The organism is Arabiibacter massiliensis, from assembly GCF_902386925.1.
Taxonomy (GTDB): domain Bacteria; phylum Actinomycetota; class Coriobacteriia; order Coriobacteriales; family Eggerthellaceae; genus Arabiibacter; species Arabiibacter massiliensis.
In genome coordinates this window covers 1902849-1920483 of record NZ_LR698996.1, presented here as the reverse complement: position 1 = coordinate 1920483, position 17635 = coordinate 1902849, and the positions used below count along the sequence as shown (strand labels likewise).

The following is a 17635-nucleotide window of genomic DNA, read 5'->3' as shown; positions in this document are numbered from 1 at the left end:
ATCTGCCTTTCAGCATTCTTTCAGCGTGGGCGGCTAGGATGGTGGCCACGCTGGAAGGAAAGGACCCGACTATGGCAACATTCACCGACGTGTTCGAGCGGAAGGAAGTCAAGTACCGCTTGAGCGCGCGCCAGGGCGAGGAGGTGCGCCGCGCGCTCGCGGACCGCCTGGCGCCCGACGAGTACGGCCGCACGAGCGTGCGCAGCCTCTACCTCGACACGCCCGAGCGCGCCCTCATCGAGCGCTCGCTCGACAAGCCGCTCTACAAGGAGAAGCTCCGTCTGCGCAGCTACGGCGCGCCCGCGGACGACGGCCTCGTGTTCGTCGAGATCAAGAAGAAGTTCAAGGGCATCGTGTACAAGCGCCGCGTGGGGTGCTCCTACGCGGCGGCGCGCGCTTACCTGGGCGGCGTGCCCTACGAGGAGGCCTGCGCGCGCTTTCCGTTGGCCGACCCGGTGGCGGCGGCCGAGTCGCTCGCTCCGCGCAGCCGGCAGATCGCAGCCGAGATCGACCAGTGCATGGCCCGCCACGCGCCGCTCGTGTCGTCCATGCTCATCCGCTGCGAGCGCGTGGCCTACGCGCCCGTGCTCGATGCGCTCTCGGCTCAGCCGCCCGCCGACGTGCCGTGCGACCTGCGCATCACGTTTGACGAGCGCATCGCCTACCGCGACCTGTTCGCGCCGGGCTCTCCCGCGTCCCCGCTTTTGCGCGCGGGCGAGGCCGTCATGGAGATCAAGGCCTCGGGTCCCTTCCCGCTGTGGCTTGTGCGCGCCCTCGACGCGAGCCGCATCTACCCGACGTCGTTCTCCAAGTACGGCGAGGCGTACCGTGCGTGCATGAGCGCCCCGGCCAGCGCGCCGGCACCGGCCCGCGCCATTCCCATCCATCCTGCGAAGAAGGGAGGCCGTTGTGCTTGATGCGGCCCTGACCTCGATATTCGGATCGACCGACTCGCTCGTGGCGGGCGTGTCCACCGTCGACTTCCTGCTGTGCTGCGCGGCGTCCATCGTGCTGGGCGCGGCCGTGGCGGCCATCTACATGTTCCGCCACACGTACTCGAAGAACTTCGTGGTGACGCTCGCGCTGCTGCCGCTCATCGTGCAGATGGTCATCACGCTGGTGAACGGCAACCTCGGCGCGGGCATCGCGGTGATGGGCGTGTTCAACCTCGTGCGCTTCCGCTCCATCCCCGGCAGCGCGAAGGACATCGGCAACGTGTTTCTGGCCATGGCCATCGGGCTTGCCACGGGCATGGGGTTCATCGCGCTTGCGGTGCTGTTCACGGTCATCGTGGCCATCGTGAACGTGGTGTACGTGCTCACGCCGTTCGGCAAGCAGAAGGAGCCGGAGAAGACGCTCAAGATCACCATCCCCGAGGACCTGGAATACGACGGCGTGTTCGACGGCGTGCTGGCGCGCTACACTGACGAGCACGAGCTGATGCAGGTGCAGACCACCAACATGGGCAGCCTGTTTCTGCTGGAGTATGCCGTGCGGATGAAGGCGCCGGGGACCGAGAAGCGGATGATCGACGAAGTGCGCTGCTTGAATGGGAACCTCAAAGTGGTGCTGGGGCGGGCGGCGGCTAGTAAGGATGTGTTGTGATGAAAACTACCTTGTTGAGCTGTTGCCGTGGGCGGCGTAGGGCGACGCCCAGTCGCTCAAACAGTCCTCGCTTCGCTGCGGAACTCGCTTGGTGGGCGTCGCCCTACGCCGCAGGTCGTGGCATCGCCATCGTTGCTTCGTGCCTCTTGCTCTCCGGGGCGCTTGGGGGGTGTTCGGGTTCTGGGGTTTCTGAAACTGCTGGGTCGGACGTTATTGTCTCGTCTTCCTCTTCTGCCTCGACTGAAGCGGCTTCTTTTGAGGAGGTGGCGGCTGCGTTCGATGCTTCAGTGCTTGATTTGGAGTATTCGAATCGGGACAAGGATGCATCCTACGATGACGCGTCTGCTACGCATATCGTGTTGAGTGGGGCTTCGGCTTCTGTGGAGGGGGAGGGGGCTTCGGTCGAGGGGTCTACGGTGACCATCGTGGCCGAGGGCACCTACGTTGTCAGCGGGACGCTTGACGATGGGCAGTTGGTGGTGGAGGCGGCCGACACCGACAAGGTGCAGGTGGTGCTTGCTGGTGCGACGATTCATAACGAGGACGGGCCGGCTGTGTATGTGAGGCAGGCGGACAAGTGTTTCGTCACGTTGGCGGACGGGACGACGAATACGCTCACCGACGGCGCGGAGTACGTGTTGGAAGATGGTTCGGACGAGCCGTACGCCACGCTGTTCTCGCGGGACGACCTCACGCTCAACGGGTCGGGCGCGCTGACGGTGACCGGCGCTTACCGGCATGCGATCTGCTCGAAGGATGACCTGGTCATAACGGGCGGCACCTACGTGGTGGATGCGGTGGAGGATGCGCTGCGCGGGCGCGACTGCGTGAAGATCGCGGACGGCGATTTCACGCTCACGGCCGGCGGCGACGGCATCAAGTCGAACAACGACGGCGACGCGACGCGCGGGTTCGTGTCCATCGACGGCGGCACGTTCGCCATCGATGCGGGCGACGACGGCATTCAGGCGCAGACGTACCTGCGCATCGCGGGCGGCGAGCTGGACGTCACGGCGACCGACGACGCGCTGCATTCGGACCTCGAGGGCCTGGTGGCGGGCGGCTCGCTTGCCATCGAGGCCGGCGACGACGCGCTCCATGCCGAGACGAAGCTCGTCATCGACGACGGCACCGTGGACGTGACCGGCTGCTACGAGGGCTACGAGGCCGAGAAGATCTACGTGAACGGCGGCGACACGCACATCGTGGCCAGCGACGACGCGGTGAACGCGAGCGCGGCCGACCTGACGGGCGACGAGACGGACGCGACGGCGACGACCGCGACCGATGCGGCCGCGCCTGAGGGCATCGACCCTGCCGACATGGGCGAGATGCCCGAAGGCGGCACGATGCCCGAAGGCGGCGAGCCTCCTGCCATGGGCGAGCGGCAGCAGAACGGCGGCATGCCCGACAACGCGTTCGCCGAGGCCGGCGCGCCCGCCATGGGCGACGAGAACTGCCTCATCCAGATCAACGGCGGCTACACGGTGCTCGATTCCGGCGGCGACAGCATCGACAGCAACGGCAGCGTGGAAGTCGCCGGCGGCGTGCTGCTGGTGAACGGCCCGACGAGCGGCGGCGACGGCGCGTTCGACTACGACCTCACGGCCACGGTGAGCGGCGGCACGGTGCTCATGGTGGGCTCCACCGGCATGGCGCAGAACTTCACGAGCGGCACCCAGCCCTTCGCCTTCGCCACGGCCAGCGGCAGCGCGGGGCAGAGCGTGGCGGTGGTGGATGGCGACGGGAAGGTAGTGGCCTCGCTTACGGCCGCCAAGGAGTTCGGCATGGTTCTGGCCAGCTCGCCCGCGTTTGAGGAGGGCGGCGCGTACTCCCTCGTCGTCGGCGGCCAGGTGAGCGGCGCGAACGCCGACGGCTATACCGACGACGGCTCCGTGAGCGGCGGCACGGCCACCGAGGTCACCGCCTCAACGGCGGCATCCGGCGGCATGGGCGGCCTCGGCATGGGCGGCGACCCCATGGGCGCCGGCCAAGGCGGCGACGTCCAACGCGGCATGCGCGGCGGAGGCGCCCCGATGTAGCCGCCGCCGAACGGGTCGCCCCCTCACCCCAGCAGCTCGAAGGGCACGTCCTTGCCGATGCCCGACGTGGCCAGCACGTCGCCCTCGGTCGTCACCAGCACGGCTTCGAGCGCCGGATGCTCCTCCGCGAAGGCGAGCGCCCGGTCGGCGCCCATGATGACGAGGGCCGTGGTGAACCCGTCGGCATCGAGCGAGGCCCGCGACACCACTGTAGCGCTCAGCAGGTCGGTTTCCGCCGGGCGGCCGGTGCGCGGGTCGAGGATGTGGTGGTAGAGCGCGCCGTCCCGCTCGAAGGCGCGCTCGTACACGCCGCTCGTCACCACCGAGCCGTCGCGCAGGGCCACGGTGGCGAACGAGTCCAGCAGCGGCAGCGCGCTCGAGGGGAAGGGCTTGCGGATGCCCACCCGCCAGGGATCGCCGTCGGGCCGGCCGCCCATCACGGCCACGTTGCCGCCGAGGTTCACGAGCGCGCGCTCCACGCCGTGGTCGCGCAAGAGCGCGAGCAGCCCGTCGGCGATGTAGCCCTTCGCGATGCCTCCCAAATCGACGCAGGCCTGCGGGTCGCGCAGCGTCACCGTCGAGCCCTCCACGACCACGTTGCGGTAGTCCACATGGCGCAGCGCCTCGGCTACGTCGGCGGCGTCGGGGACGATCTGCCGCTTGAAGTCCCACAGCCTCGTCACGCTGCCCATGGTCACGTCGAAAAGGCCGCCCGCCTCGCGGCAGTACGCAAGCGCCACCTCGATGAACGCCGCCAGCTCGGGATCCACCTCGGTGGGGCGCCCCTCGGCATGGTTGAGCCGGAACAGCTCGCTTGCCGGGTCGACGCGTGAGAGCAGAAGCTCGCAGCGGTCGCACCACGCCACGGCCGCGTCTAAGACGCGCTCGTCGTCGACATCCGCGCTGAGCGTGTTGGTTGTGTTGAAGCGGAAAAAATCCCGAGAAACCATGCCGTCTGCCTCCGTGCCTTCGCATTATTGATACCGAACCAGTATACTTTCTTTCGCGCGCAGCGGTAGGGCGTCGCGGCAGATGGCGGGGGACGCCGGATGCCGCACGCGAGCGGCGGAAGGAGGCCCTGTGGCGCGATTCGGAAAACCAGGCATCATCCAGGGGTTCGACGCCTTGGACACGCTCGCCTTCTTCGCGTTCTGCATGAGCGTGCCGCTGTTCCTGCCCGTGCTCGACCTGTGGCGCGGCATGACCGTGTCGGCCGCCGACGCGTGGTCGTTTTTGCCGTCGGTGCCGTTCGCGAGCGCGCTTTCGCTCTCCGCCATGTTCACGGCGCTCGCGTTCCTGTTCATCTGCCTGCTCAAGACGGCCCATGCCCGGGTGAGCCGCACCATCATGCTGCTGGCGCTTGCGGGGTACGCCGCGGGCTCCGTCCTGCTCGACCTCTGGAGCCTCGGCGTGCTCGACGGATCCATCGTCGAAGCCGCGAGCGGGCTCATGATGGGGTTCGGCGCCGCTATCATGTGCCTCGTGTGGGTGAGCAGGCTGCACGTGCTCGAGTTCAAGCGGGCGCTCGTCGTGGTGTGGCTGGCCGGCTGCGTCCTGTTCGCCAGCACCATGCTGCTGTCCCTTGCGGGGCCCGCGGTGGCCCGCTTCGTGCTGAGCGCGGCCGCCCTGCTCTCGGTCGCGGGGTGCGCGCGGCTGTTCTTCCGCTCCGAGGGCGAGGTGGAACGCTCGATCCAAGCGGGCGTGAACTGGTGGGATGTGTTCGGCCATCTGGACGTATCGGTGGTGGAGGGCACCGGCGACTTCAAGACGCCGCTCGCCCGCGCGCTGTTCTTCGCCGTGATGCCCTTCTCGACGCTGCTGCTGTTCGTGGCCGACTACGGCCTGTCGCGGGAGATGGAATGGGACCTCGCCCCGCTGGGCCTGGCCGGCGCGCTGGCCGTGGCGGCGATGGTGCCCCTCGTCCGCGTGAAGTCCGACCAGGCGCTCATCAACTTCTCCTACCGCTTCTTCCTGCCCATCGTGGCGTTCCTCGTGTTCGCGGCCACCGCGTTCGTCGAGCCGTCGCTGCAGCATGGGGTGATGGCGGTGGGCGCGTTCGCGTTCTGCGCCATCTACGCGCTCGTCATGTCGGCTATGCTCGTGGCCATGGCGGGCCGCATGCGCTCGCTGGCCCTGCCGGCCGGCGGCATCATGATCATCGTCGGCTGCCTCGTATGCCTGCTCTCGGGCGCGAACGTGAACGCGGGCGCGCTGGCGCCCTACCAGTACCAGGTGCTCATCGTGCTGTTCGTGGTGCTGGCGGCGGTGCTCATGATCACGCCCAGCTCGCGGCTGTGGCGCGTCATGCTCGAAGGCATCGAGGCCGTGGAGTCGAGCGCCCTCGACGCGCAGGAGGGCTACGTGCGCCGCTGCGCCGAGCTTTCGCGGGAACGGCACCTCACGGCGCGCGAGGCTGAGATACTCGTCATGCTGGGCCGCGGGCACACCTCGGGCTACGTGGCCGAGGAGCTGACGGTGGCCGAATCCACGGTGCGCAGCCATCGCAAGAACATCTACCGCAAGCTGGACGTGTCCTCCCGCGAGGAATTGTTCAAGCTGCTGGACGGCGCGGGCGGCGATGAGGCCCCTGAGGAGGGCGTTTAGGCTTCTCCCCCTTTTCGTCCAGAACGAAAGCGCCCGGCTGAACTGCGATTTCCCACCTTTTGACGATAGATTCGCCCCGCGAGAGCATCTATGGTGGCCCCGTTGTCCGATAAGGCCAAAGGGAGGCTATTCATGGAACTTCAATTCTCGCGTCGTGATTTTCTCAAGGGAAGCATCGTCGTCGCGCTCGGCACCGCGGGCGTCGGCATGCTCAGCTCGTGCGCGGGCGGCAACGCCGCTGCGGAAACCAGCGCGCCCGCAGCTGCGGGCGACGCGGCCGACGCGACGGGCACGGTCACGCTGCATCGCGGATACGGCGCGGCGCACGGGGACAAGTGCTTCACGCGCGCCGTCGTTGCCACGGCCGACGACGGCACCATCCTCGCCGCCAGCGTGGACGACTACCAGTTCATGGCCGCCGACTCGGCGGGCATCGCAGGCGTTCCGAACTCCGACGCCGGCTTCGGCGAAGGGTATGCCGAGGGCAAGATGCTCGTCTCCAAGGCGGGCAACGACGAGGCCTACTCCGCGATGATGAAGGAGAAGGCGCAGGCCACCAAGGCGTGGGGCGAGTCGATGGCCGCGATCGAGGCGTTCTGCGTCGGCAAGAAGGCCTCCGAGCTGACGAAGGCCGGCATCGACGCCGTGTCCGGCGCCACGCTCGTGGATGCGCCGAACTACCTCAAGCTGGTCGCGCAGGTGGCCGAGAGCACCGACATCGCCACGACGGGCACGTACTCAGGCGACGGGGCCGACCTCAAGCTGGGCGCCGCCCTCACGGCCGCCCACGGCGACAAGGCGTTCGCCGAGGCCGTTTCGCTCGTGCAGGGCGACGTGCTGGTGGCGTCGAGCATCGACGAGTTCCAGTTCACGGGCGCCGACACCGCGGACCTCGTGCCGGTTCCCAACTCCGACGCCGCGTTCGCGGAGGGCTACGCCGAGGGCAAGGCGCTCATGTCCAAGTCGGTGAACTCCGACATGTACAGCGCCATGATGAAGGAGAAGGCGCAGGCCACCACGCCGTGGATCGACTCCATCGCCGCCATCGAGTCCTTCGTCGCCGGCCAGAAGATCGCCGACGTGAAGGTGCAGGGCCCCGATGCGGTGTCCGGCGCGACGCTGGTGGATGCGGCCGGCTACGCGAACGCCGCCGTCGTGGCCGCCCAGGCGGCCTAGCGCGGGGACTGCGCTCCTTTTAGGTTCTCGTCCGAAAAGCGGGCCGGCTTTCGCGCAAACCGCGAGCCGGCCCGCTCCGCATGCGCGGCGCTTGCGTATAATGGAAGGGAAGAGCAAGGAGGGTCATGGACGGATTGCCATACGGATGGCGGGAGCGCTCGCCGAAACAAGTCGCCGCCATCGTGCTGCTTATCTTGATGGCGATGGTGCTCAGCTTCGTCGAGCTGCCGGTGGTGCCCGGGGCCGAGTGGCTGAAGTACGACCCGTCGGGCATCGTGTCGCTTCTGGCCACCATCCTGTACGGGTCGTGGATCGGCGTGGGCGTCGCGGTGGCCTCGTGGATACCGCACCTCATCACCGACCCTCTCGGCGCGTTCATGAACATCATGGCCACCGTGTCGCTCATTCTCGTGGTGGGCACGGTGTACCGCCGCAAGCCGAGCCTGCTGCACGCGGTTCTGGGATGCGCCGCCGGCGTGGTGGTGTCGTCCGCCGTCTCCATCTGCCTGAACTTCGTCGTGACGCCGCTGTACATGGGCGCCGCCTACGAGGAGGTGGCCGCCTTGGTGCTGCCGGCCCTGCTGCCGTTCAACGTGTTCAAGGCCCTCGCGAACTCCGTGGTGGCCATCGTGTCCTACCGCAAGCTGGCCTCGCTTCTCGAGGAACAGGACGGCAACCTTCCGGCTTCTGGAAAAAATCGCCCTTGACCCGGCGGGGGAACCCGCTAGAATAGAACGACATCACCTGACGGGGCCCCGCCGACGCGCGAGGCTCAACCCGTCGAAGCCGACAAGGCGGCTGCGCATCGCGCGAGTACCTGGCGGTCCCGCTTCTGCAACGTGGACTGCGCGGCATCGGACCGCACGCCTGGCATGCAGGCATTCTCGAACCAGCAGGTTTGTTGGTATTCTGCGCCCGTTTATTTTTCTTGCACATAATCCGAACTCTTTGGTATCATCTATGGTTGCTGCTTAACGACGACTTTGCTTGAAGGAGCACTTTTGACCAAAGAAGATGTGATCGAGCTCGAGGGGACCGTCCTCGAGGCCCTGCCGAACGCTATGTTTAGGGTGGAGCTCGAAAACGGGCACAAGATATTGGCCCACATTTCCGGCAAGATGCGCATGCACTACATCAAGATCCTGCCGGGCGACAAGGTGACCGTCGAGCTGTCCGTCTACGATTTGAACCGCGGGCGCATCACGTACCGCTTCAAATAGGGTGGGGGATCTGCACAGGGCATGAAGCGCCTGTGCGCATTTTGTGTGCGAGCACTGCGCGTGAGCGCGAATGCAGGGTACCGCATGCGAATTCGTCGTTTGGCATCAGCAAGGAACATGGGCACGAAAACTCTCGCCTGCGGCTGGGCGTGGAATATAGAACTGATACGCATAACCGAAAGGAAAATGATATGAAGGTACGTCCTTCGGTCAAGAAAATGTGCGACAAGTGCAAAATCATCCGACGCCATGGCAAGGTGCTCGTCATCTGCGAGAACCCCCGCCACAAGCAGCGTCAGGGCTAGGAAGAAAGAGGAGATATAACCTATGGCACGTCTTGTTGGTGTCGACCTTCCTCGCGACAAGCGCATTGAAGTCGGCTTGACCTACATCTACGGCATCGGCCTGACCACCTCCAAGAAGATCCTCGCCGACACCGGCGTCGATCCGGACGTCCGCGTCAAGGACCTCACGGAGGATGACCTCACGAAGCTGCGCGACTACATCCAGGCGAACATCAAGGTGGAGGGCGACCTGCACCGCGAGGTTTCGCAGAACGTCAAGCGCCTCATGGAGATCGGTTGCTATCGAGGGCTGCGCCATCGTCGCGGCCTGCCCGTTCGCGGCCAGCGCACGCACACGAACGCGCGCACGCGCAAGGGTCCTCGTAAGCAAATCGGCGGAAAGAAGAAGTGAGGTAGCTCAAAGTGGCAGCTAAGAAAAACGTGCGCACGCGCATCAAGCGTTCCGAGCGTAAGAACATCGCCGTCGGCGCTGCGCATATCAAGTCTACGTTCAACAACACCATCGTGAGCATCACCGATCCCCAGGGTAATGTGATCTCCTGGCAGTCCGCCGGCACGGTCGGGTTCAAGGGCTCCCGCAAGTCCACGCCGTTCGCGGCGCAGATGGCCGCCGAGGCCGCTGCCAAGACGGCGATGGAGCACGGTCTGCGCAAGGTCTCCGTGTTCGTGAAGGGCCCCGGCTCGGGCCGCGAGACGGCCATCCGCTCGCTCCAGGCCGCCGGCCTCGAGATTGCCAGCATCCAGGATTGCACACCCATCCCGCACAACGGTTGCCGTCCGCGCAAGCGTCGTCGCGTGTAACTGAAAGGATCGAAGTATTATGGCTCGTTATACTGGAGCGGACTGCCGTTTGTGCCGTCGTGAGGGGGCCAAGCTCTTCCTGAAGGGCGACCGCTGCTACACCGACAAGTGCGCGATCGAGCGCCGCAACTACGCGCCGGGCGAAGCCGGCAAGAAGCGCGTGAAGGAAAGCGAATATCGCAACCAGCTGCGCGAGAAGCAGAAGACCAAGCGCATCTACGGCGTGCTTGAGAAGCAGTTCCGCCACTACTACGACATGGCGAACCGCCAGAAGGGCGTGACGGGCGAGAACCTGCTGCGCATCCTCGAGAGCCGTCTGGACAACGTCGTGTACCGCCTCGGCTTCGCGAAGTCGCGCGCCGAGGCCCGTCAGCAGGTGCGTCACGGCCACATCACCGTGAACGGCCGCCGTGTGGACATCCCGTCGTTCCGCGTGAAGGCCGGCGACCTCGTCGCCGTGGCCCCCAAGGCCAAGGACCTGCTGGTCATCAAGAGCGCCCTCATCTCCAACGAGCGCGTTCAGGTGCCGGCGTGGCTCGAGGTTGACATTGAGAAACTTCAGGGTAGTGTTCTTTCGCTTCCGCAGCGCGATCAAATCGATCTGGACATTCGCGAGCAGCTCATCGTCGAGCTCTACTCGAAGTAATCGCGGCGAAGTTAAGGAGGCTTACCCCACATGACAGAGTTCATGAGGCCTACGGTAACAACGGAAGAAGTCAACGAGACGGTCGCGCGTTTCATCGTCGAGCCGCTTGAGCGCGGCTACGGCTACACGCTGGGCAACTGCATGCGCCGCGTGCTGCTCTCGTCGCTGGATGGAGCGAAAGCCACCGCCATCCAGATCGAGGGCGTGCAGCATGAGTTCACCACGGCCGAGGGCGTCATCGAGGATATCACCGACATCGTCTTGAACGTGAAGGGCCTCGTGTTCTCCGCGCTCAACGACGACATCGAAGAGGCCACGGCCCATGTGTCGGCCGAGGGTCCCTGCACGGTCACGGGCGCGGATCTGGACATCCCGACCGAGTTCACGCTGGTCAACCCTGAGCATGTCATTGCGACGGTCGCCGACGGCGGCCAGCTGGACATGACGGTGCGCATCGGCGTGGGCCGCGGCTACGTGTCGGCCGAGCGCAACAAGCGCACGGAGGATCCCATCGGGGTCATCCATGTGGACTCGCTGTTCTCGCCGGTACGCCGCTGCACGCTCAACGTTACCGACACCCGCGTGGGTCAGCGCACCGACTACGACAAGCTCGTGCTGGAGGTTGAGACCGACGGCAGCATCACGCCCACCGAGGCCGTGTGCCGCGCGTCCAACATCATCAACCAGTACATGGGGGCGTTCCTCAGCCTGTCCGACGTCATCGACGAGGAGGAGGGCGAGATCCCGTCCATCTTCGCGCCGGAGGGACAGGAGTCCAATGCCGAGCTGGACAAGCAGATCGAGGATTTGGACCTGTCCGTCCGCTCGTACAACTGCCTGAAGCGCGCCGGTATCCACTCCGTCCGCCAGCTCGTCGAGTTCTCCGAGAACGACCTGCTGAACATTAGGAACTTTGGTGCGAAGTCCATCGAGGAAGTGAAGGACAAGCTCATTTCCATGGACCTCAATTTGAAGCTATAGGAGAGTACGAATCATGCGACACAACTACAAGGGCCGCAAGCTGGGCACCGACTTCAGCCACACCAAGGCCATGAAGAAGAGCCTGGTGAACGCCCTGCTCCTCAACGACCGCATCAAGACGGTCGAGTCGCGCGCCAAGGAGATCCGTCCTGACGTCGACAAGATCATCACGTGGGCGAAGCGCGGCGACCTGCACGCCCGCCGTCTGGCCATCGCGGCCCTCGGCGACAAGGAACTCGTGCGCGAGATCTTCGAGAAGGTCGAGCAGGGCATGTTCGCCGATCGCCAGGGCGGCTACACCCGCATCATGAAGCTGGGCAACCGCAAGGGCGACAACGCCCCCATGGTCATCATGGAGCTCGTGACCGAGCCCGTGAAGAAGAAGGAGGAGCCTAAGGCCGCGCCCAAGAAGGCGAAGAAGGCCGCTCCGAAGAAGGTCGAGGCTGCCGCCGAGGAGGCTCCGAAGGAGGAGGCCGTCGAGGCCAAGGCCGAGGAAGCCAAGGTCGAGGCTGTCGAGACCGAGGCCCCTGCCGAGGTCAAGGAAGAGGCCCCTGCTGAGGCCCCTGCCGAGGAGGCCAAGGAGGAGAAGAAGGCCGAGTAGACTTCTTCGTCCGACCTGCTGCACCATCACCGAAGGCCGCGCCCCAAGCGCGGCCTTCGTGCGTCCGGGGGGGGGTGAGGCGTTTCGTGGGCGGGGCGTTGCCGGGGCGTTTGCGCACGGGCGGGCCGCGCGTTCTACCATAAGGGCCTCAAGGATCGTTCGGCGGAAAGAGGCCCCTATGGCAGAACAGGCGAAGGAAGCGACAGACGAAGGCGCGCACTACGGCGCGAAGGATCCGCATGCGGCGGAGGTGCTGCGCCATGCGCAGGATATGACGGACGACGTGCGGCGGCATCTGCCCCAGGCGGCGGCCGACGTGGCGACGCACGTGGAGCGCATCCCCGACGAGGTGCGGCACCACTCGCAGGAGGCGGTCGAGGACGTGCGGCGGGAGACGCCCATCCTCATCGAACACGTGAGGAAAACGCTTGGCGAGCTGTTCGGCGAGCGCCGCTGAGCCGGGTGCCCCTGCGTCGCCTAGGCGTTGCGCACCCGTAGAGGCGCGGTGGTCGTGCTCGGGCGCGTGCGTCCTTAGAATGAGGTTCCGAACAAGGTGAGCGGCGCCGCGCGCCGCGATGACGAAAGGAGCCCGCTATGGCTGAGATCGAGATATTGGAGCAGGAGACCGTTCTGGACGACCCGCAGGCCGAGACGGACGAGGCTCGCATGGCCGCCGACGATCTGCGCCGCATCGAGGAGGAGGTCAAGCAGGAGGCCGAGGCTTCGGTCGAGGACTTCGACGAAGAGGGCGACGAGCGGCGCTCGGTCGAGGCCGCGAGCGCGGCGTTCGACTTCGACCAGGCCGAGGTGCAAACCGAGGCGATCGAAGAGGACGTCGAGGATCGCATGCAACCGTAGCGGCCCCGTTACCGCACGGCATCCGACGGGGCGCGCCCCTTCCCTAGAATGGGGGCGATTCCGAATCGAACCCGAAAGGAGCACGACCATGGTTGATCGAGCATACAAGACCGGCGATGCGTCCGTCGACATGAAGAACGGCGCGAAGGATATGGCCCACGACGTGAAGAACAACCTCAAGGATGCCTTCCACCAGGCCAAGGCCGGTATGAACGAGCGCAAGGCCGAGGACGAGGCCGCGAAGCGCGAGCATGAGGTGGCCCAGCGCACGGGCGATCCGAAGGCCGCCATGCGCGCCCAGCAGCACGAGGCCAACAGGGACGAGAAGTCCGGCGGCATCATGGACGGCATCAAGGACTCGCTCGGCAAGGCCGGCGAGGCCATCAAGGAGGCTGCGGCCGACGCGAAGGACAACGTGAAGCAGGGCGTCGAGAACGTCCGCGAGGGCCGCTAAGCGACGAGCGCGCCTGACGCCTTTTGAGAAGCCCCGCAGCGAGCAGCTGCGGGGCTTCTTGCCGTCATGGACCATGGGCCCAGCGAGCGCTGATCGCGCGGAATTGTCACCATGCGCGGCGCACGCGAGCGGCCGATGTGGCATACTGCCTGCATGCGCATCAACGTCAGCTCATACATTCCCGGTTCCTCGCCCCTTCACACGTGCGATGCGCGCGTGAAGCTCGTGCTGCTCGTAGCCTACTCGGTCACGCTGTTCCTCGTGCGCACCTGGACGGGGCTGGGGCTTTGCGCGCTCGCGTTCGCGGCTGCGGTGGCGGCATCGGGCATCGCGCCGCGACGCTTTTTCGGCTTGATCGCGCCTGTGTACGTACTGGTGGCGTTCACCATCGTGTTCAACGGGTTCTCGTTCGACGTGGCGCATGCGGCGTCGGCGGGCGTTCCGGGCGGTTTGGGCGACGTGTCGGCAGGCGTTTTGGCGGGCGTGCCGCCGATTGCGCTCGTGGGCACGTTCGGCCTGGTGCCGGCCGGGCTCGCGCGCGGGTGCTTCTTCGCGGCGCGCATCGTGCTTCTGGTAGTGGCGAGCCTCGTGGTCACCTACACCACCACCTCCACCGCGCTCACCGACGCGCTCGCCGCGTTCATGCGCCCGCTGCGGCGGCTGCGCGTGCCGGTGGACGACGTGGCCATGGTGTTCTCGCTCGCGCTGCGCTTCATCCCCGTGACGGCCGAGGAGTTCGGCCGCGTGCACGACGCGCAATGGGCGCGCGGCGCGGCGTTTTCCGAAGGGGGCCTGTGGGCGCGCCTGCGCGCGTGGCAGACGGTGCTCATCCCCCTGTTCGTGGGCCTGTTCCGGCGCGCCGACTCGCTCGCCGTGGCCATGGACGCCCGCTGCTACGGCGATCCCGACGCGGAGCGCACCTCGCTCGCCGAGCGGCGCATCGGGCGGGGGAACATGCTCGCGCTCGTGATGGGCCTCGCCGCCTGCGCGGCGCTTGCGGTACTGCTGTAGTTTTCACATCAAATGATGCGCTTTTGAGCGTTGCGTGCTATACTCGTCACATCAAATGATGCGATGGGGGATTGCTCATGGGGAGAGTGGCCGAACGTTGGAAGATCGAGGCAGTGCTGGCACTGGTGCGAAGTACGCGCTGGGAGTGCTTTCGCGTGGCAGGCTCGAGCGATCCCGGCAGCAAGACGCGCGCCTTTCTCAAGCGCATCGACTATCGAGACATCGACGTGTATCAGGTTGTTCGAAGGTTGGAAGTGGCCGACTATTCGAGCGGTCCCTTGCGGGACGACAAAGGCCGCCCTCGCGACTTGTGGGTGTTCGGCAGGTACCTCGAGGAATACGAGGTGTACATCAAGCTGGCCGTGTTCCTCGCGAATGGCGACGTGCGAGCGGTGTGCGTTTCTTTTCATGAGGCGGAGCGACCGCTTGCATATCCTTATAAGAAGGCGGGTTGATCATGGAGCCGGTGAAGAGGCTACTGTGCGAGGAGTGCTGGGAGGAGGTCGACGCCCGGTATGAGACAAGGCGTCACGCCGAAGACGTGCGCGGGGTGACGGTAGAAGTCGATATCGACCATCTGATCTGCCCGAAGTGCGGCAACTCGATCGGGTGGGCACCGCTTGTCGATGAGGGGTTCGACAAGCTGTATCGCGCGTACCGCGAGAAGGTGGGCATCATGCAGCCGGAAGAGATCGTGGCCTTGCGCAAGCGCTACGGGTTCTCGCAACGCGTGTTCTCCGGAATCCTCGGCATAGGCGTCGCGAGTCTTCAACGATACGAGCGCGGATACCTCCCGACGGACTCCCACGCCCAGCTGCTCGCCGATGCGCGGGATCCGCGCTTTTTGAGAAAATGCCTGGAACAGGGCGCGCGCAAGCTCACCGACGAGGAGCGTGCGCGGGCGCTGCGTATCGTGGAGGGGTGTCGAGGAAGCCGGGTGGAGTACGCGGTCGTGCGGATGGACGTGCTGGGAAGCATCCCGCGGGAGGAGACGGAGGAGACGGGCCTGCGCCGGTTCGACCCCGACCGGGTACGCGAGGCCATCGTGTACCTGGCCGGCCACGTGCGCGACCTGTATCGCACGAAGCTGAACAAGGCGCTGTTCTACCTCGATTTCGCCGCCTTCCGCGACCTCGGGGCGGGGGTGACCGGGCTGCGCTACGCGAAGGCCGACTTCGGGCCCGTGCCCGATCAGTTCGAGCTGCTGCTGGCCGCCCTCGTGGACGGCAGCGCGCTCTCGCTGCGCGAGCAGGGTGACGGCCAGGTGCTCGTTGCCGGCCGGGAGCCGGACCTCGCGGCGTTCTCGCTCGAGGAGACGAGCCTGCTCGATGCGGTGGTCGTGTTCGCCAACGGTTTCGCCAGCTCATCGGCCTTGTCGGCGTATTCCCACGAGGAGCGCGGGTGGAGCGAGACGGAGCTGGGCGGCGTCATCTCCTACGAGTACGCCGCCGACCTCCGCTGGAAGGGCGCGGGCGCATGCTGAGGATCGGGGAGTTCTCCGGCGACTTCGACTGGGGTGCCGTGTCCTGGTTTTGACGCGGCGCGGTGCGTGAGAAAGGAAGCCTCCCTTTTTGTGTTGGGCAATAGTCACGACGACATTCGCGAACATATACTCGCATAACGGTGAGTTGCGGATGCAAAGGATGACGAACATGGACAATGATGATCTCGGCTTGCAGGAACGCTCGTTCGACGAGATTTTGAGCTACGACGAGATAGCGCTCGTCAAGATGGCGATGCTCGACGCGGCGGATCAAGGAGTGATTCTGACCGTGCCTGACTCTTGCTCATTCTCGATTTCCTCGACGAAAGTTCCCACCGTGATAGCGGACAAGGGAGTGGCAGCTCCTTACATGCTGTCTGAGGGGCCGACTGCGGAAATGCTTAATCCGCACGTGGCCCTCTTTGACATTACGTTCGACAGCATAGCGAACTTGGTTCCGTTCTTGGAGGAAGTGATGAAGGGCGGCCGAGGTCTTTTCGTCATGGCACCTCGAATAACGCGCGAGGTGCACTCTACGCTCGCGCTCAATAAGCTAAGGGGCACGTTTGACGCCGTTGTGGTTGAGTGCCCCCGCTTCGACCCCTTCTACGAAGCAGTGGCCTCGCTGACCGGCGCGACGGTGTTCGATGGCGATTCGCTTGCTGATTTCACGTTGGAAATGGCCGGCAGCGCCAGTCAGGTGGTTGCTGACAGGGGGCGCACCCTCGTCATCAACGACATTGACAGCCAATCGTCCTGCATGACTCCTCTTGTTAGGGTTGGGGGGACATCCGACGAGGTGGAAGTCAAGATGCGCGCCATCAGGGAGATGGCGGCCGATTCGGGCCGTGCGCTCGACGTCATCGAGCTGGAAAGTTGCTCCTTCTAAAGAGTCACCCCTCGTGCACGCTCACGGTGGGGTGCGCGGCGATGATGGCGTGGAGCTCGTCGATGTAGCGCAGCAGAAGCGGGCTCGGGCGGCGCTCGTTGTGCATGATGTAGCCCACCTGCATGGTCTCGTCCACGTCGAGCGGGATGCTGGCGATGCCCGAGTGCATCTCGGCCGACAGCACGCCAGTGGACAGGGTGTAGCCGTTGTAGCTGGTCAGCAGGTTGGTGAGCGTGCCGCGGTCGGAGATGCGGATGTTGCGCGCGTGCGGCAGGTGGCTCAGGGGCTCCTCGGAGTAGTAGAACGAGTTCGCCGTGCCCTGCTCGAAGGAGTAGCGCGGGAAGTCCTCGAGGTCCTCGGGCGACAGCAGCGCGCGCCCGGCCAGCGGGTGGTGCTCGCCCACGAACACGTGCACGCGCGCGTCGAACAGGGGGAAGTACGCCACGTCGGCGTCGGCGAACGCCTTCTCCAGCACGCGGCGGTTGAAGCCGTCGGTGTAGAGGATGCCCACCTCGCTGCGGAACGTGCGCACGTCGTCGATGATCTCGGCCGTGGTGCTCTCGCGCAGGATGAACTCGTACTCGCGCGCATCGCACGCCTCCACCACGTTCACGAACGCCTGGACGCTGAACGCGTAGTGCTGCGTGGACACGGCCAGGCGCAGGTGGGCCGAGCCCTTGTCGGCGTAGCGCGCCTCCAGCATGTCGGCCTGCTCGATCACCTGGCGCGCGTAGCCCAGAAGCTCGGTGCCGTCGTTCGTGAGCGTCACGCCGCGGTTGCTGCGCGTGAACACGGTGATGCCCAGCTCCTGCTCCAGTTCCTTGATGGCGGTGGACAGGTTCGACTGCGAGGCGTACAGGTTCTGCGCCGCCGCGTTGATGGAGCCGTACTCGGCGATGGCGATGAGGTAGCGCAACTGCTGGAGGGTCATGGGCGGCTCCTTCCGCGTTCGACGTTCT

Annotated in this window: 22 protein-coding genes; 20 read left to right on the top strand and 2 right to left on the bottom strand. The window is 65.7% G+C overall.

Annotated elements, in window-relative coordinates; translation table 11 throughout:
• The first annotated feature begins 71 nt into the window (after positions 1-71).
• From FX134_RS08250 to FX134_RS08240, 3 genes are all read left to right on the top strand, one after another.
• Positions 72-917 (top strand): polyphosphate polymerase domain-containing protein, encoded by an 846-nt coding sequence (locus FX134_RS08250; RefSeq protein WP_080800299.1) that lies wholly within the window; start codon positions 72-74, stop codon positions 915-917.
• Positions 910-1605 carry a DUF4956 domain-containing protein gene (locus FX134_RS08245; RefSeq protein ID WP_080800296.1) on the top strand — a complete coding sequence of 232 codons (696 nt, stop codon included), beginning with the start codon at positions 910-912 and terminating at the stop codon, positions 1603-1605. The genes FX134_RS08250 and FX134_RS08245 overlap by 8 nt, the downstream gene beginning before the upstream one ends.
• A gap of 416 nt (positions 1606-2021) precedes the next feature.
• Entirely contained in the window at positions 2022-3647 is a 1626-nt protein-coding gene (locus tag FX134_RS08240) for a carbohydrate-binding domain-containing protein (RefSeq protein ID WP_232050877.1), read from the top strand.
• A gap of 23 nt (positions 3648-3670) precedes the next feature.
• On the opposite strand, the gene FX134_RS08235 is transcribed toward FX134_RS08240, so the two are convergent.
• Positions 3671-4597 (bottom strand): FAD:protein FMN transferase, encoded by a 927-nt coding sequence (locus FX134_RS08235; protein ID WP_080800289.1) that lies wholly within the window; start codon positions 4595-4597, stop codon positions 3671-3673.
• Between the two features lie 130 nt (positions 4598-4727).
• Between FX134_RS08235 and FX134_RS08230 the strand changes: the two genes are divergently transcribed.
• The 17 genes from FX134_RS08230 (at position 4728) to FX134_RS08150 (ending at position 16676) form a co-directional block, all read left to right on the top strand.
• Entirely contained in the window at positions 4728-6251 is a 1524-nt protein-coding gene (locus tag FX134_RS08230; RefSeq protein ID WP_232050876.1) for a helix-turn-helix transcriptional regulator, read from the top strand.
• Positions 6252-6383: 132 nt separating this feature from the next.
• Entirely contained in the window at positions 6384-7427 is a 1044-nt protein-coding gene (locus FX134_RS08225) for a twin-arginine translocation signal domain-containing protein (RefSeq protein WP_080800284.1), read from the top strand.
• 125 nt (positions 7428-7552) lie between these two features.
• Positions 7553-8134, top strand: coding sequence for an ECF transporter S component (locus tag FX134_RS08220; RefSeq protein WP_080800281.1), 582 nt, complete (start codon positions 7553-7555; stop codon positions 8132-8134).
• 294 nt (positions 8135-8428) lie between these two features.
• Complete coding sequence (gene infA, locus FX134_RS08215) at positions 8429-8647, top strand: translation initiation factor IF-1 (protein WP_009306918.1); 219 nt, start codon at positions 8429-8431, stop codon at positions 8645-8647.
• Between the two features lie 191 nt (positions 8648-8838).
• Positions 8839-8952, top strand: coding sequence for a 50S ribosomal protein L36 (rpmJ, locus tag FX134_RS08210; RefSeq protein ID WP_006363204.1), 114 nt, complete (start codon positions 8839-8841; stop codon positions 8950-8952).
• 22 nt (positions 8953-8974) lie between these two features.
• A complete protein-coding gene (gene rpsM, locus FX134_RS08205; protein WP_080800278.1) occupies positions 8975-9343 on the top strand; it encodes a 30S ribosomal protein S13 in 369 nt (122 codons plus the stop codon).
• An 11-nt stretch (positions 9344-9354) separates the two neighbouring features.
• Positions 9355-9753: a 30S ribosomal protein S11 gene (gene rpsK, locus FX134_RS08200; protein ID WP_009306916.1), complete on the top strand. Its 399-nt coding sequence runs from the start codon at positions 9355-9357 to the stop codon at positions 9751-9753.
• A gap of 19 nt (positions 9754-9772) precedes the next feature.
• Positions 9773-10399, top strand: coding sequence for a 30S ribosomal protein S4 (rpsD, locus tag FX134_RS08195; RefSeq protein ID WP_080800275.1), 627 nt, complete (start codon positions 9773-9775; stop codon positions 10397-10399).
• Positions 10400-10429: 30 nt separating this feature from the next.
• Positions 10430-11380, top strand: coding sequence for a DNA-directed RNA polymerase subunit alpha (locus tag FX134_RS08190; protein ID WP_080800272.1), 951 nt, complete (start codon positions 10430-10432; stop codon positions 11378-11380).
• A gap of 13 nt (positions 11381-11393) precedes the next feature.
• Positions 11394-11981 (top strand): 50S ribosomal protein L17, encoded by a 588-nt coding sequence (gene rplQ / locus FX134_RS15005; RefSeq protein ID WP_080800269.1) that lies wholly within the window; start codon positions 11394-11396, stop codon positions 11979-11981.
• Between the two features lie 178 nt (positions 11982-12159).
• A complete protein-coding gene (locus FX134_RS08180) occupies positions 12160-12438 on the top strand; it encodes a hypothetical protein (protein WP_080800267.1) in 279 nt (92 codons plus the stop codon).
• Positions 12439-12575: 137 nt separating this feature from the next.
• A complete protein-coding gene (locus tag FX134_RS08175) occupies positions 12576-12839 on the top strand; it encodes a BAG1 BAG family molecular chaperone regulator 1 (RefSeq protein WP_087881551.1) in 264 nt (87 codons plus the stop codon).
• 88 nt (positions 12840-12927) lie between these two features.
• Positions 12928-13293: a hypothetical protein gene (locus FX134_RS08170; RefSeq protein ID WP_080800265.1), complete on the top strand. Its 366-nt coding sequence runs from the start codon at positions 12928-12930 to the stop codon at positions 13291-13293.
• Between the two features lie 153 nt (positions 13294-13446).
• Positions 13447-14304: an energy-coupling factor transporter transmembrane component T family protein gene (locus tag FX134_RS08165; protein WP_080803895.1), complete on the top strand. Its 858-nt coding sequence runs from the start codon at positions 13447-13449 to the stop codon at positions 14302-14304.
• 77 nt (positions 14305-14381) lie between these two features.
• Entirely contained in the window at positions 14382-14759 is a 378-nt protein-coding gene (locus FX134_RS08160) for a toxin (protein ID WP_080800263.1), read from the top strand.
• Between the two features lie 2 nt (positions 14760-14761).
• Positions 14762-15787, top strand: a complete 1026-nt coding sequence (locus tag FX134_RS08155) for a type II TA system antitoxin MqsA family protein (protein WP_080800259.1) — start codon at positions 14762-14764, stop codon at positions 15785-15787.
• 169 nt (positions 15788-15956) lie between these two features.
• Positions 15957-16676, top strand: coding sequence for a TCP-1/cpn60 chaperonin family protein (locus FX134_RS08150; RefSeq protein WP_080800256.1), 720 nt, complete (start codon positions 15957-15959; stop codon positions 16674-16676).
• 4 nt (positions 16677-16680) lie between these two features.
• On the opposite strand, the gene FX134_RS08145 is transcribed toward FX134_RS08150, so the two are convergent.
• Positions 16681-17607: a LysR family transcriptional regulator gene (locus FX134_RS08145; RefSeq protein ID WP_080800252.1), complete on the bottom strand. Its 927-nt coding sequence runs from the start codon at positions 17605-17607 to the stop codon at positions 16681-16683.
• Positions 17608-17635: the final 28 nt, after the last annotated feature.

Coding starts and splice junctions, on each gene's coding strand:
- FX134_RS08190 (WP_080800272.1), top strand. CDS start 10,430: ATGACAGAGTTCATGAGGCCTACGGTAACAACGGAAGAAGTCAACGAG.
- FX134_RS08145 (WP_080800252.1), bottom strand. CDS start 17,607: ATGACCCTCCAGCAGTTGCGCTACCTCATCGCCATCGCCGAGTACGGC.
- rpmJ (WP_006363204.1), top strand. CDS start 8,839: ATGAAGGTACGTCCTTCGGTCAAGAAAATGTGCGACAAGTGCAAAATC.
- rpsD (WP_080800275.1), top strand. CDS start 9,773: ATGGCTCGTTATACTGGAGCGGACTGCCGTTTGTGCCGTCGTGAGGGG.
- rplQ (WP_080800269.1), top strand. CDS start 11,394: ATGCGACACAACTACAAGGGCCGCAAGCTGGGCACCGACTTCAGCCAC.
- FX134_RS08160 (WP_080800263.1), top strand. CDS start 14,382: ATGGGGAGAGTGGCCGAACGTTGGAAGATCGAGGCAGTGCTGGCACTG.
- FX134_RS08165 (WP_080803895.1), top strand. CDS start 13,447: ATGCGCATCAACGTCAGCTCATACATTCCCGGTTCCTCGCCCCTTCAC.
- rpsM (WP_080800278.1), top strand. CDS start 8,975: ATGGCACGTCTTGTTGGTGTCGACCTTCCTCGCGACAAGCGCATTGAA.
- FX134_RS08155 (WP_080800259.1), top strand. CDS start 14,762: ATGGAGCCGGTGAAGAGGCTACTGTGCGAGGAGTGCTGGGAGGAGGTC.
- FX134_RS08150 (WP_080800256.1), top strand. CDS start 15,957: ATGGACAATGATGATCTCGGCTTGCAGGAACGCTCGTTCGACGAGATT.
- FX134_RS08235 (WP_080800289.1), bottom strand. CDS start 4,597: ATGGTTTCTCGGGATTTTTTCCGCTTCAACACAACCAACACGCTCAGC.
- FX134_RS08175 (WP_087881551.1), top strand. CDS start 12,576: ATGGCTGAGATCGAGATATTGGAGCAGGAGACCGTTCTGGACGACCCG.
- FX134_RS08220 (WP_080800281.1), top strand. CDS start 7,553: ATGGACGGATTGCCATACGGATGGCGGGAGCGCTCGCCGAAACAAGTC.
- FX134_RS08225 (WP_080800284.1), top strand. CDS start 6,384: ATGGAACTTCAATTCTCGCGTCGTGATTTTCTCAAGGGAAGCATCGTC.
- FX134_RS08170 (WP_080800265.1), top strand. CDS start 12,928: ATGGTTGATCGAGCATACAAGACCGGCGATGCGTCCGTCGACATGAAG.
- FX134_RS08180 (WP_080800267.1), top strand. CDS start 12,160: ATGGCAGAACAGGCGAAGGAAGCGACAGACGAAGGCGCGCACTACGGC.
- FX134_RS08250 (WP_080800299.1), top strand. CDS start 72: ATGGCAACATTCACCGACGTGTTCGAGCGGAAGGAAGTCAAGTACCGC.